12 protein-coding genes are annotated in these 12105 nt (G+C 62.0%); 7 read left to right on the top strand and 5 right to left on the bottom strand.

Features of this window, described 5'->3' with window-relative positions; translation table 11 throughout:
- From thiC to thiE, 5 genes are all read left to right on the top strand, one after another.
- On the top strand, positions 1 to 1825 hold a 1825-nt coding region (thiC, locus tag Q7T64_RS08445; protein ID WP_304794277.1), incomplete at its 5' end, for a phosphomethylpyrimidine synthase ThiC.
- A gap of 7 nt (positions 1826 to 1832) precedes the next feature.
- A complete protein-coding gene (thiS, locus tag Q7T64_RS08440) occupies positions 1833 to 2036 on the top strand; it encodes a sulfur carrier protein ThiS (RefSeq protein ID WP_304794274.1) in 204 nt (67 codons plus the stop codon).
- A 47-nt stretch (positions 2037 to 2083) separates the two neighbouring features.
- A complete protein-coding gene (locus Q7T64_RS08435) occupies positions 2084 to 2896 on the top strand; it encodes a thiazole synthase (RefSeq protein WP_304794280.1) in 813 nt (270 codons plus the stop codon).
- Positions 2893 to 3684, top strand: coding sequence for a hydroxymethylpyrimidine/phosphomethylpyrimidine kinase (locus tag Q7T64_RS08430; RefSeq protein ID WP_304794271.1), 792 nt, complete (start codon positions 2893 to 2895; stop codon positions 3682 to 3684). Before Q7T64_RS08435 ends, Q7T64_RS08430 begins: the two co-directional genes overlap by 4 nt.
- Positions 3681 to 4289 carry a thiamine phosphate synthase gene (gene thiE / locus Q7T64_RS08425; protein ID WP_304794268.1) on the top strand — a complete coding sequence of 203 codons (609 nt, stop codon included), beginning with the start codon at positions 3681 to 3683 and terminating at the stop codon, positions 4287 to 4289. The genes Q7T64_RS08430 and thiE overlap by 4 nt, the downstream gene beginning before the upstream one ends.
- Positions 4290 to 4344: 55 nt before the next feature.
- Here thiE and Q7T64_RS08420 read toward each other — a convergent pair whose 3' ends face one another.
- Complete coding sequence (locus Q7T64_RS08420; RefSeq protein WP_304794265.1) at positions 4345 to 5238, bottom strand: hypothetical protein; 894 nt, start codon at positions 5236 to 5238, stop codon at positions 4345 to 4347.
- Positions 5239 to 5711: 473 nt separating this feature from the next.
- On the opposite strand from Q7T64_RS08420, the gene Q7T64_RS08415 reads away from it, so the two are divergent.
- On the top strand, positions 5712 to 8015 hold the full coding sequence (locus tag Q7T64_RS08415) for a UvrD-helicase domain-containing protein (RefSeq protein WP_304794261.1): 2304 nt from the start codon (positions 5712 to 5714) through the stop codon (positions 8013 to 8015).
- A gap of 37 nt (positions 8016 to 8052) precedes the next feature.
- Here Q7T64_RS08415 and Q7T64_RS08410 read toward each other — a convergent pair whose 3' ends face one another.
- The 4 genes from Q7T64_RS08410 to Q7T64_RS08395 all read right to left on the bottom strand — a co-directional run bounded on the left by Q7T64_RS08410 (position 8053) and on the right by Q7T64_RS08395 (position 11157).
- Positions 8053 to 8835 (bottom strand): BPSS1780 family membrane protein, encoded by a 783-nt coding sequence (locus tag Q7T64_RS08410; RefSeq protein WP_304794257.1) that lies wholly within the window; start codon positions 8833 to 8835, stop codon positions 8053 to 8055.
- 32 nt (positions 8836 to 8867) lie between these two features.
- Positions 8868 to 9824: a homoserine kinase gene (locus Q7T64_RS08405; protein ID WP_304794254.1), complete on the bottom strand. Its 957-nt coding sequence runs from the start codon at positions 9822 to 9824 to the stop codon at positions 8868 to 8870.
- Between the two features lie 59 nt (positions 9825 to 9883).
- Complete coding sequence (locus Q7T64_RS08400; protein WP_304794251.1) at positions 9884 to 10300, bottom strand: hypothetical protein; 417 nt, start codon at positions 10298 to 10300, stop codon at positions 9884 to 9886.
- Positions 10301 to 10419: 119 nt separating this feature from the next.
- On the bottom strand, positions 10420 to 11157 hold the full coding sequence (locus tag Q7T64_RS08395; protein ID WP_304794248.1) for a TIGR00730 family Rossman fold protein: 738 nt from the start codon (positions 11155 to 11157) through the stop codon (positions 10420 to 10422).
- On the opposite strand from Q7T64_RS08395, the gene Q7T64_RS08390 reads away from it, so the two are divergent.
- Positions 11156 to 12105: 5'-3' exonuclease H3TH domain-containing protein (locus Q7T64_RS08390; RefSeq protein ID WP_304794245.1), on the top strand; the 950-nt coding region annotated here is incomplete at its 3' end. The genes Q7T64_RS08395 and Q7T64_RS08390 overlap by 2 nt on opposite strands.

Below are 12105 nucleotides of genomic sequence, written 5' to 3'. Positions count from 1 at the left end.
GGAAGGTTCGCGCCCCGACATCCGGGTTCCGATGCGTGCAGTCAGCCAGAGCGATACGCCCGCGTCCATGGGCGCCGAGCCCAACCCGCCGATCTATGTCTACGACACCTCGGGCCCCTATACCGACCCGGACGTCAGGATCGACATCCGTTCTGGCCTGGCGCCGCTGCGCGGCGCGTGGATTGCCGAGCGTGGCGATACGGAGGAACTGACCGGCCCGACTTCTGCCTATGGCGTCGAGCGCCTGAACGACCCCAAGCTGGCCGAACTGCGCTTCAACCTGCATCGCAAGCCGCGCCGCGCCATCGCCGGCAAGAACGTCACGCAGATGCACTATGCGCGCCAGGGCATCATCACGCCGGATATGGAATACGTCGCCATCCGCGAAAACCTGCGTCGTGAAGAGTACATGGAGAGCCTGCGCAACGCCGGCCCGACCGGCCTGAAAATGGCTGAGCTGATGGGACGCCAGCATCCCGGCCAATCCTTCGGTGCGTCGATCCCGGCGGTGATCACGCCCGAGTTCGTGCGCAGTGAAGTCGCGCGCGGCCGCGCCATCATTCCGATGAACATCAACCATCCTGAAATCGAGCCGATGATCATCGGCCGCAATTTCCTGGTCAAGATCAATGCCAATATCGGCAACTCGGCCGTCACTTCATCGATTGGCGAAGAAGTCGAAAAAATGACCTGGTCGATCCGCTGGGGCGGCGACACCGTGATGGATCTGTCCACCGGCAAGCACATCCACGAAACCCGCGAATGGATCATCCGCAATTCGCCGGTGCCGATCGGCACCGTGCCGATCTACCAGGCGCTGGAGAAGGTCAACGGCAAGGCAGAAGACCTGACCTGGGAAATTTTCCGCGACACCCTGATCGAGCAGGCAGAGCAGGGCGTGGATTACTTCACGATCCACGCCGGCGTGCTGCTGCGCTATGTGCCGATGACGGCCAAGCGCATGACCGGCATTGTGTCGCGCGGCGGCTCGATCATGGCCAAGTGGTGCCTGGCGCATCACAAGGAATCATTCCTGTACGAGCATTTCGAAGACATTTGCCAGATCATGAAGGCTTATGACGTGTCGTTTTCGCTGGGTGACGGCTTGCGTCCCGGCTCCATCTACGACGCCAACGACGAAGCACAACTGGGCGAATTGAAAACCCTGGGCGAGCTGACCCAGGTCGCCTGGAAGCATGACGTGCAAGTCATGATCGAAGGCCCCGGCCATGTGCCGATGCAGCTGATCAAGGAAAACATGGACCTGCAACTGGAGCAGTGCCATGAAGCGCCGTTCTACACGCTCGGCCCCCTGACCACCGACATCGCCCCTGGCTACGACCACATCACCTCCGGCATTGGCGCCGCGCAGATCGGCTGGTACGGCACGGCCATGCTGTGCTACGTAACGCCGAAAGAGCATCTCGGCTTGCCCAACAAGGTCGACGTCAAGGACGGCATCATCACCTACAAGATCGCCGCCCATGCTGCCGACCTGGCCAAGGGACACCCCGGCGCGCAGATCCGCGACAATGCCTTGTCGAAGGCGCGTTTCGAGTTCCGCTGGGAAGACCAGTTCAACATCGGCCTGGACCCGGACAAGGCGCGCGAATTCCATGACGAGACCCTGCCCAAGGACTCGGCAAAAGTTGCCCATTTCTGCTCGATGTGCGGGCCGCATTTCTGCTCGATGAAAATCACGCAGGACGTGCGCGACTACGCCGCCAAGCAGGGCATCAGCGAGATCGACGCCTTGAAGAAAGGCATGGAAGTCAAGGCGGTCGAATTCGTCAAGATGGGCGCCGAGATCTATCGCAAGCAGTAGGCAAGCCATGATCGAGATCGAACTCAATGGTGAGCCGCGCTCGGTAGAGGAAAGCCGCACGGTGCAGGACCTGGTGTCAGAACTGGCGCTGGCTGGCAAGGCTTGCGCTGTCGCCATCAACCGCGAGGTGGTGCCGCGCCAGCAATGGCCGCAGCGCCACCTGCAAGCGCAAGACCGGATAGATATCGTGCGGGCGATCGGGGGCGGCTGATTGACCTCGCCCCAATGCGTTGAACAACAAGGAGCATCAGCATGACCATGCAAGACAGCGGCCGCGACGCCGCAGTGTCCGCGTCCGAAGGGCTGACCATCGCCGGCAAGACCTACCGCTCGCGCCTGTTGGTGGGCAGCGGCAAGTACAAGGACCTGGAAGAAACCCGGCTGGCGACCGAAGCCAGCGGCGCCGACATCATCACTGTTGCGATCCGCCGCGTCAATATTGGCCAGGACCCGAACGCGCCCAGCCTGCTGGATGTGGTGCCGCCGTCCCGGTTCACCATCCTGCCCAATACCGCCGGCTGCTACAACGCCAAAGACGCGGTCTACACGCTGCAACTAGCGCGTGAACTGCTCAATGGCCACAAGCTGGTCAAGCTGGAAGTGTTGGGCGACGAAAAGACGCTGTTCCCCAACATGCCGGAAACGCTGAAAGCCGCCGAGACCCTGGTCAAGGATGGATTCGACGTCATGGTGTATTGCAGCGACGACCCGATCCAGGCCCGCATGCTTGAAGAGATCGGCTGCGTCGCCGTGATGCCGCTGGCCTCGCTGATCGGATCCGGCATGGGCATCCTGAACCCCTGGAACCTATCGCTGATCATTGAACAGGCCAGGGTGCCGGTATTGGTCGACGCCGGCGTCGGCACCGCGTCCGACGCCGCCATTGCGATGGAGCTCGGTTGCGACGGCGTACTGATGAATACGGCGATTGCCGGTGCCAGGGATCCGGTGCGCATGGCGCGCGCCATGAAGCTGGCGGTCGAAGCCGGACGAGATGCGTATCTTGCCGGCCGCATACCGCGCAAGTTCGCCGCGTCGCCTTCCTCCCCGATGGCCGGACGCATCGCATGAACAAGGCCTGCGTCCTGGTGTTCGCCGGGCTCGACCCCAGCGGGGGCGCGGGCATACAGGCTGACATCATGGCGATTGCCGCGCACGGCGCACATGCCTTGCCGATCATCACCACGCTGACGGTGCAGGACAATGACCGCGTGTTCGCCATTCATCCGGTCGACGCCGCCTTGATCCGCGAGCAGGCCCGCGTACTGACTGCGAAGATCGCGATATCGGCCGTCAAGATCGGCATCGTCGGCAATCGCGCCAACGCCGAGGCGATTGCCGGCATCATCAGGCAATTGCGGATCGACAATCCGGGCTTGCCGGTCGTGCTCGATCCGGTGCTGGCCAGCGGACATGGCGACATGTTGACGCGCGACGACGCCGTGGCCGCGCTGGCGCCGCTGCGCAGCCTGGCCAGCCTGGTCACACCGAACCTGCCCGAAGCCACCGTGCTTTGCGGCGGTGTCAGCAATGTGCAGCAGCAGGGCGCGATGTTGCTGAAAGAATGTCCGAACGTCTTGATCAAAGGCGGCCATGGTGAGGGCGAGATCGTCATCAATCACTGGTTCACGCAGGGGGGCGAGCGCTGCTGGAGCGTGCCGCGCCTGCCCGGAAGTTTTCATGGCACCGGCTGCACGCTGGCGTCGGCAATCGCCGCCCTGATCGCAAGCGGCAGTTCGATGGAGCAGGCCATCGCACGGGCACAGGTCTGGTGCCACAGTGCGCTGGAGCGCGCGTATGCGATAGCAGAGGGACAGCGCATTCCCGAACGAATCAACGCAATAGAGGAATTGGCATGAAGGGTTTGTACATTGTCACGCCGGATTGGGATGACACGGCAGCCTTGTTGCGGGTGACCGAGCAGGCACTGCAAGGCGGCGCCGCGCTGGTCCAATACCGGCACAAGACGGCCACACCGACACTGCGCCGCGAGCAAGCGGCAGCTCTATTGGCGCTGTGTCGCCGGGCCCAGCGGCCGTTCATCATCAACGATCATCTCGACCTGTGCCTGGAGCTTGATGCCGATGGCCTGCATGTGGGTGGAACGGACGCGCCGGTGGCGCAAATACGCCAGGCGCTGGGAGAGGGCAAGATTGTCGGCGCTTCGTGTTATGGCGACCTCGAACTTGCAAAAAGGGCGCATCGCGAAGGGGCCAGTTATGTGGCCTTTGGCGGCTTTTATCCGTCAAGGGTGAAGAAGTATCCGGTGACGACTGCGGTGGACATCATTGCGCAGTCGCATGCCGAAGTGCCATTGCCAATCGTGGTGATCGGCGGCATGACCGTGCAGAATTCAGCCCCGCTGGTGGCTGCCGGAGCGGACATGGTTGCCGCCATCAGCAGTGTCTATGGCGCGCAGCAGCCCAAAGAAGCGGCCCGCGATTTCGCCGGCTTGTGGGCTTAACTGCAAACAGGCGCGCAGCAAGAGCGCGCGCAGGCGATTCGGAGCGCTTTGTGCTTCAGCGCTTCGGTCGTGCTTCCGAATTCAAACCCGCTTGCTTGGCAGCTTGTTCGAAAAAATCGGCTGCGCCAGCGATGTCCACTGAGGGTGGTTGGTAATCAGTGTAAGCCATCTCAGCTTGTTCGATCTTGCTGCCGTCTGGTTCGGTCCGCATGTTCGTCAGCAGGATCCTCAGCCTTGACTCTTCGCCCGTCATCATCAAGATGCCGCGGTCTGGCGCAGTCAGGATCAGTTCTTTTTTCATGAACTCCGGCTGTTCCGAATCACCACTTGAATTGACGATACTGGTATGGGTGATCGATGTTCCGGTCGGCCCCGGCTCGTCCGACTCGTTGCCGGCGCTTGGCGACGACATCTCTGGTTGGGACTCTTCTGCAGCCTGCCGGCTTTTTCGCGCCAGTTGCCGCTGGACGTCCATCTGTGCCGCCAGTGCATCGAGCTCGTCATTCTGCGTGAAGCCCATGTTCGGGGTTTCAGAGGGTGGCAACGGGATGTAAGTTGGTGGTGGCGGTCCTTCGTCCGTGCCAAGCTGCGTTTTATTGGCAGCATCCTCAAAAAGGAACGCGAACGCTGTGCCCTCGTCATAGGCAGCCCCTGCATGTGCCGATTTTCCTGCCGCCACTGCATCGCGCGGTGGCGGCGAAGGTACATATTTAGGTGCTGGTGGCCCCAGGTCGATTGACGCCAGGCGTGCCCGGGCGCTTTGTTTGCTCACCGACTGTTTCGCAAAGATCGCGCGGGCGGCGCCCAGAAAGCCGGATTTCTTTTTGGCCTTATTTTCGTAGATGACGCGACAACCCAGGCCACCATCCGGTGCCGATGGTTTTTTCTCGGGCGCGCCGATCTTGCGCTGGCTGCGCGTGCCCTTCATTGCTGAAGTTGATTTGTCCATACTCTTTCCCCGTAATCCGACCGCTAAATTCAAGATGCCTCAAGTTGGAGGTCTGCTGTCATTGCCCGTAGCGCAGCGCTATTCTTCGCGGTAGAGCGAATTGGATATACGCAAGTGAGGCTGGTGCGAAGTCACTTTTCCGAAATCGCCCTTGGTGAAATTCACGGCGTCGTAGCAGATTTTGTCTTCTGGCTGAATGTGTGTCGAGCTGGTCTGGGGCGGGTAGAGCGGCGCGTGATTGGCCGGTCGTATTGTTGATGCAACAAGATGCTGGTTGCTGTTCGTTCGCGCGGCCACTGTACATCCCCCCGGTGCAATTTACGATCTCCATTCCGGTTTCATGAAGGAGCGACGTCTAAGTAACAATTTGGTCTCATTTGTTCCATAAACGAACATAAAATCTTTTTTTCGCCCGAGATGGCGCTAGCTCGATGCCCAAGGGCTTGCCCCCTGCTCGCCGGTATAATCTCGCGATGCAAACCCTTCTCCTCGGCCTGAATCCTGAACAGCTCGCCGCCGTCACCCTTCCGGCCCAGCCGGCACTGATCCTGGCCGGCGCCGGCTCCGGCAAGACGCGTGTCCTCACGACCCGGATCGCGTGGCTGATCCAGACCCAGCAGGTATCGCCCGGCGGTGTGCTGGCGGTAACCTTCACCAACAAGGCGGCCAAGGAAATGATGTCGCGGCTGTCGGCCATGCTGCCGATTAATACCCGCGGCATGTGGATCGGCACCTTCCATGGCATTTGCAACCGGCTATTGCGCGCGCATTTCCGCGACGCAGCCCTGCCGCAGTCATTCCAGATCCTCGATAGCCAGGACCAGCTTTCCACCATCAAGCGACTGCTCAAAAGCCTCAACGTCGATGATGAAAAGTACCCGGCACGCAACCTGATGTACTTCATCAACAGCGCCAAGGACCAGGGCTTGCGCGCCAAGGATGTCGAAGCCAATGATGAATACAACCGGCGCTTCGTCGAGCTGTACGCCGCCTATGACGAGCAGTGCCAGCGCGAAGGCGTGGTCGATTTCGCCGTACTGCTATTGCGTACCTATGAACTGCTGCTGCGCAACCAGCCGCTGCGCGAGCATTACCAGGCGCGCTTTCGCCATATCCTGGTCGATGAATTCCAGGACACCAACGACTTGCAATACAAATGGCTGAAGTTGATGGCCGGCCAGCATGGCGTCGTATTTGCGGTGGGCGATGATGACCAGAGCATCTATGCCTTCCGCGGCGCCAATGTCGGCAACATGGCTGCCTTCGAGCGCGAGTTCCGGGTCGAAAACCTGATCAAGCTTGAGCAGAATTACCGGTCGCACGGCCATATCCTCGATTCGGCCAATCTGCTGATCGCCAATAACAGCAAACGCCTGGGCAAGAACCTGCGCACCGAGGCCGGTCATGGCGAGCCATTGCGTGTGTTCGAAGCGACCAGCGACCTGCAAGAGGCGCAATGGGTGGTCGAGCAAGCCAAGAGCCTGATCGCCGACGGTGCGGCGCGCAGCGAGATCGCCGTGCTGTACCGCTCAAATGCGCAATCGCGCGTGCTCGAACATGCCTTGTTCAGCGCCGGCATGCCGTATCGCGTCTATGGCGGGCAGCGCTTCTTCGAGCGCGCCGAGATCAAGCATGCGATCGCCTACCTGCAACTGATGGACAATCCGGGCAACGATTCGGCTTTCCTGCGGGTGGTCAATTTCCCGGCGCGCGGCATCGGCGCCAAGTCGATCGAGCAGTTGCAGGATGCGGCGCGTCAATACGGCATCTCGCTGTATGCCGCCGTTCCCTATGTCGCCGGCAAGGCCGGCACCATGCTGGGCAATTTCATCAAGCTGATCGAGGGCGCGCGTTTCGAGACCGAGCGGCTGCCATTGCCGGAAACGGTCAGGATCGTGCTGGAAAGAAGCGGCCTGCTGACGCACTACCAGGCCGAGCGGGAAGGCGCTGACCGCATCGAGAACCTGGAGCAACTGGTCAGTGCCGCTACCTTGTTCCTGTCCGAGGAAGGGTTCCGGATGGACGCGCCGGCGCTGCTCGGCCCGGCCATGCCGGCCGGCCTTGACCCAGGCGCTACGCCAGTGCTGGTGCAGGGCGATGGGACTGAAGTGCTGGATGCGGACGCGCCATTGGCCACCATCCTGTCGCCGCTGTCGGCCTTCCTGTCGCATGCGTCGCTGGAGGCGGGCGACAACCAGGCGCAGGCCGGCCAGGATGCGCTGCAACTGATGACGGTGCACTCGTCCAAGGGCCTGGAATTCGATGCCGTGTTCATTACCGGACTGGAAGAGGGCCTGTTCCCGCATGAGAATAGCGAACAGGCGCAGGACGGCGTGGAAGAGGAGCGCCGCCTGATGTATGTCGCCATCACGCGCGCCCGCCGCCGCCTGTTTCTCAGCTTCGCCCAGACGCGCATGCTGCATGGCCAGACCCGCTACAAGGTCAAGTCACGCTTCCTGGCCGAATTGCCCGAAGCGGCGCTCAAGTGGCTGTCGCCACGGGTACAGCAACAGCCCCATTGGTTTGCCCGGCCAGGCGCCAGCGCCTGGGCTGACGAGCCGCAAAATGGCGCCAATGCCATTGCCCAGAACATCAGCAAGCGCGATATCGGCTGGCGGGCCGGCGAAACGGTCTATCACGCCAAGTTTGGCGAAGGCGTGATCATCCAGGTTGAGGGTGGCGGGACCAATGCGCGCGCCAATATCAACTTCGGGCGGCACGGCATGAAGCTGCTGGACCTGTCGATCGCCAAGCTGGACAAGCATCCGCCAGCATGACCTGTTGCGGCCGTGCCACCCTGGCAGGCGGCCGCGCTCAGGTGCTGGCGGCTGGCGTCGGGATATGCTCCCGGCCGAATACGTGCGTATAGGTCGGATAGAACGAGCAGTACATCACCACGGTCAGCAAGATCGACAGCGGCAGCAGCACCACAACGGTCACCAGCGGTTGGCCGATCAAAAGCGCCAGCAGGGAACTGACCAGCACCGGCAGTACCACGCCCACCAATATCCAGGCCAGTCCGTACACCGCGAAAGCGCGTCCGGCCCGCAAGACTGCAAAGAAGCTGTAGAACACGGCCTTGCCCACGCCCATGTCGTGCCACGCGACCAGCGGCGCTGCATACCAGAATGCCATTGCCGGCGGGGTGTACAGCAAGGCGGCAACCAGCATGCCCGACATCATGTCGGACTCCTGTATGGCCTTGGAGTCGGCGGCCGTGCGGCCCGCCATCACGCTGAGGAAGTCACCGCCATCGACCAGGCTCGACGCCGCCACGGCCAGCGCTGCCATGACCAGGTACAACAGGCCCAGCATCAGCAAGCGGCGCAGCGCCGGTGAACGAAAGCCGGTGGCCAGCAGCCTCGGGTGGACACGGATGCCCGATTCCACATTGGCGCAGCCTTGCATGAACGCGATAGAGAACACGGGAATCAGTACCAGCGGCAGGATCTGTCCGAGCAAGGGCACCACGCCAATCAGCAGCATCAACATCATGTAGCTGAGGAAGAGCGTGGACATCTCGGCGGGCTGGCGGCGAAACAGCGCGAAGCCCTCCTTGATCCAGAGCCAGCCGGCGCGTGCGGGAATTTTTTCCATTTGCCTGTCGATTAAAGGGGGAGGCGAATCAGTCAGTAGAGTGGCGCAGCAACATGTGCAATACGCTCACGCAGGATTCGTTCGAAATGGGCGGGATCATGCGGCGTCAGCATTTCTGCATCGCGCGGCAGGTGCAGGTCGTACAGGCGCGATAGCCAGAAGCGCAGCGCCGCCGCCCGCAGCATCGGTTGCCAAGCCGCATGTTCATCAGCGGTAAAGGGCCGCACCGCATGGTACGCGTCGAGCATGGCGCGCACGCGGGCCGGGTCGAGCTGGCCATTGTCCTGGTCGATGCACCAGTCGTTGACGGTCACGGCGACATCGAACAGCCAACTGTCGCAGCCGGCGAAATAAAAGTCGAAGAAGCCAGTCAGGCGCTCGCCGTCGAACATGACATTGTTGCGGAACAGGTCCGCATGGATTGGCCCGCGCGGCAAGCGATGGTAAGCCGGCGTTGCCGCGAAGCTTTCCTGGAAATGCATTTCCGAGCGCAGCAGGTGCTGGTCGCGGTCGTCCAGGAAGGGCAGCACGATGGGCGTCGTCTCATTCCACCAGTCCAGGCCGCGCAAGTTCGGTTGCTGCATCGCAAAGTCGCGGGCGGCCAGGTGCATGCGCGCCAGCATCGCGCCCACCGCGCTGCAATGCGCCGGCGCTGGCGACATCTGGTGGCTGCCTTCGAGCTTGGTCACCAGCGCCGCCGGCTTGCCGTGCAAAGGCGTAACCAGGCCGCCATCGCGGTTGGCGATCGGCGCCGGAACCAGGATGCCGCGCTCGGCCAGGTGGCGCATCAGGTTCAGGTAGAACGGCAATTCCTCGAAGCTCAGCTTTTCGAAGATGGTCAGCACGTATTCGCCGGTGCTGGTGGCGACGAAGAAATTGCTGTTTTCTATGCCGGAAGAAATGCCCTTGATGCCCAGCGCATCCCCGATCGGGAATTGCGCCGCCCAGGAACGTAAATCATCGAGTGAGACGGGAGTAAATACAGCCATTGGCGGACGCGGCGAATTTCAGTGAGTCGGGATGGGGGATCGGTATGCAGGCCCGCTATTCAGCGAGACTGGTTTGCCGGTGGCGAGGGCGTTGCGGCAGGAGCGTCATTGCGCTGGTCTTTCTTCGGATCGGTGCTGAATTCCAACACTTTCCATTGCGGCGGACGGTTGCTGGTGCTTTGCACGTCGCCGGGAAGCGCGCTGCCTTTGGGGGTATTGGGCGTCACGGTATAAGTGCTGCCGCCGGTCCTGACCGTGGTCGACGTGATCCGGCCATTCTCGCGCTTGTCCTCGATTTTTTGCTCGGTCGAGCGGCCCGGGATTGTGACCGCCGGCGCCTGGCCCTCTTCCAGCCGTTCCAGGCGTGGCGGCGGCGGCGCGTCGGCGCGGGGCTGGGCCACGGCGGTCGCAGCCGCCAGCATGGTGCAGCCGGAAATCAGGGTGAGGGCAATGGATCTGGCGCGCTGGATAGGCATGATTGGTCTGCTGGAAACGGACGCGCGTCAGCGGCGCTGCGCATCGTCCTGGGGTCATTGTGACAGGGACGATTGTAACGCAGCACGCCACCGGCTCCTTGCGCCCGGGAGCAAAAACACTACAAAAAACTGCTGCTCGGCCGTTCTGTTTCGGAAGGCACGATATCGCGCTCCTCATAATAGGCATAGATCGCATTGACCACATTGGCCGGCTCGTCGATCAACTGGATCAGTTCGAGGTCGGAGAGGTCGATGGTCCCGGTGGCGACCATCTGCCCCTTCATCCAGTCCAGCAAGCCTTGCCAGAACCGGGTCCCGACCAGGATGACCGGAATGCGGCGCGACTTGCCGGTCTGGATCAGGGCGATCACCTCGGCGAATTCATCCAGCGTACCGAATCCGCCCGGCAGGATCACATAGGCGTCGGCATACTTGACGAAGGCCACCTTGCGCGCAAAGAAGTGGCGGAAATTGATCGAAAGGTTCTGCCATGCATTGTTGTGCTGTTCGCGCGGCAGTTCGATATTGAGCCCTACCGATGGCGAACGGCCTTCAAAGGCGCCCTTGTTGGCCGCCTCCATGATGCCCGGGCCGCCACCGGAAATGACGGCGAAGCCATCGTCGGAAAGGCGGCGGGCAATTTCCAGCGCGGTCTGGTAGTAGGGCGAATCCGGCCCCAGGCGCGCCGAGCCGAATATCGAGACCGCCGGCCGCAGCTCGGAAAGCCGTTCAGCGGCCTCGATAAACTCTGCCATAATCGTGAACATTTGCCACGACTCATTGGCCTTCTTTGCAGTGGCCTTTTCGGGGTTGTTCAGGTGCCGCAGCTGCGGCACATTCTTTCTGCTGATTTCCATGAATAAAACCCTGTTGCTGGTCGACGGCTCAAGCTATCTTTACCGCGCCTTCCATGCGCTGCCGGACCTGCGCAATGCGGAAGGCGCGCCCACTGGCGCCATCTACGGAATGATCAACATGCTGCGCAAGCTGCGCAGCGACTATCCGGCAGCATACATTGGCTGTGTATTCGACGCAAAAGGCAAGACCTTCCGCGACGACCTCTATCCGCAGTACAAGGCCAACCGCGCCTCCATGCCGGAAGACCTGGCGCGCCAGATCGCCCCGATCCATGAAGCGGTGCGCGCAATGGGCTGGCCCATCATCGAGGTGGAAGGGATCGAGGCCGATGACGTGATCGGCACGCTGGCGGTGGACGCCGTCAGGCATGGCATGAACACCGTGGTGTCGACCGGCGACAAGGACCTGGCACAGCTGGTCAACGAGCACGTCACGTTGGTCAATACCATGAGCAACGAGCGCTTCGACCGCGCGGGCGTGATCGCCAAGTTCGGCGTGCCGCCCGAGCGCATCGTCGACTATTTGTCCCTGGTCGGCGACACCGTCGACAACGTGCCGGGCGTGGACAAGGTCGGCCCGAAAACCGCAGCCAAATGGCTGGCCCAGTACGGATCGCTGGACGGCGTCATTGAAAATGCCGCCAATATCGGTGGCGCAGTCGGCGAGAACCTGCGGCGCGCGCTGGACTGGCTGCCGCAAGCCCGGGTGCTGGTAACGGTAAAGACCGACTGCAACCTGGCAAGCCACATGGCGTCGATACCGGAATCGCTGGCCCAGAAGCCGGAAGACCGGCCAGCGCTGCGCGACTTCTTTGCCCGCAATGGCTTCAAGAGCTGGCTGCGCGAATTGAATGCGGAGCTTGGCGTCGGCACGCCGGCGCCGCCAGCGGCGCCGGCCCCGGAACCAGGCGCCCAGGGCGGCCTGATCGACCAGCCCGCAGCAGCTTC

The sequence above is a fragment of the Lacisediminimonas sp. genome (assembly GCF_030645335.1).
Lineage (GTDB): Bacteria > Pseudomonadota > Gammaproteobacteria > Burkholderiales > Burkholderiaceae_D > Lacisediminimonas.
The sequence above is the reverse complement of the archived record's forward strand: the minus strand, read 5'-3'. Positions and strand labels throughout refer to the sequence as shown.

Excerpts from the sequence above, each read along its gene's own strand:
- thiE (WP_304794268.1), top strand. The coding sequence starts at position 3,681 with ATGAAGGGTTTGTACATTGTCACGCCGGATTGGGATGACACGGCAGCC.
- Q7T64_RS08410 (WP_304794257.1), bottom strand. The coding sequence starts at position 8,835 with ATGGAAAAAATTCCCGCACGCGCCGGCTGGCTCTGGATCAAGGAGGGC.
- Q7T64_RS08420 (WP_304794265.1), bottom strand. The coding sequence starts at position 5,238 with ATGGACAAATCAACTTCAGCAATGAAGGGCACGCGCAGCCAGCGCAAG.
- Q7T64_RS08395 (WP_304794248.1), bottom strand. The coding sequence starts at position 11,157 with ATGGAAATCAGCAGAAAGAATGTGCCGCAGCTGCGGCACCTGAACAAC.
- Q7T64_RS08430 (WP_304794271.1), top strand. The coding sequence starts at position 2,893 with ATGAACAAGGCCTGCGTCCTGGTGTTCGCCGGGCTCGACCCCAGCGGG.
- Q7T64_RS08400 (WP_304794251.1), bottom strand. The coding sequence starts at position 10,300 with ATGCCTATCCAGCGCGCCAGATCCATTGCCCTCACCCTGATTTCCGGC.
- thiS (WP_304794274.1), top strand. The coding sequence starts at position 1,833 with ATGATCGAGATCGAACTCAATGGTGAGCCGCGCTCGGTAGAGGAAAGC.
- Q7T64_RS08415 (WP_304794261.1), top strand. The coding sequence starts at position 5,712 with ATGCAAACCCTTCTCCTCGGCCTGAATCCTGAACAGCTCGCCGCCGTC.
- Q7T64_RS08405 (WP_304794254.1), bottom strand. The coding sequence starts at position 9,824 with ATGGCTGTATTTACTCCCGTCTCACTCGATGATTTACGTTCCTGGGCG.
- Q7T64_RS08435 (WP_304794280.1), top strand. The coding sequence starts at position 2,084 with ATGCAAGACAGCGGCCGCGACGCCGCAGTGTCCGCGTCCGAAGGGCTG.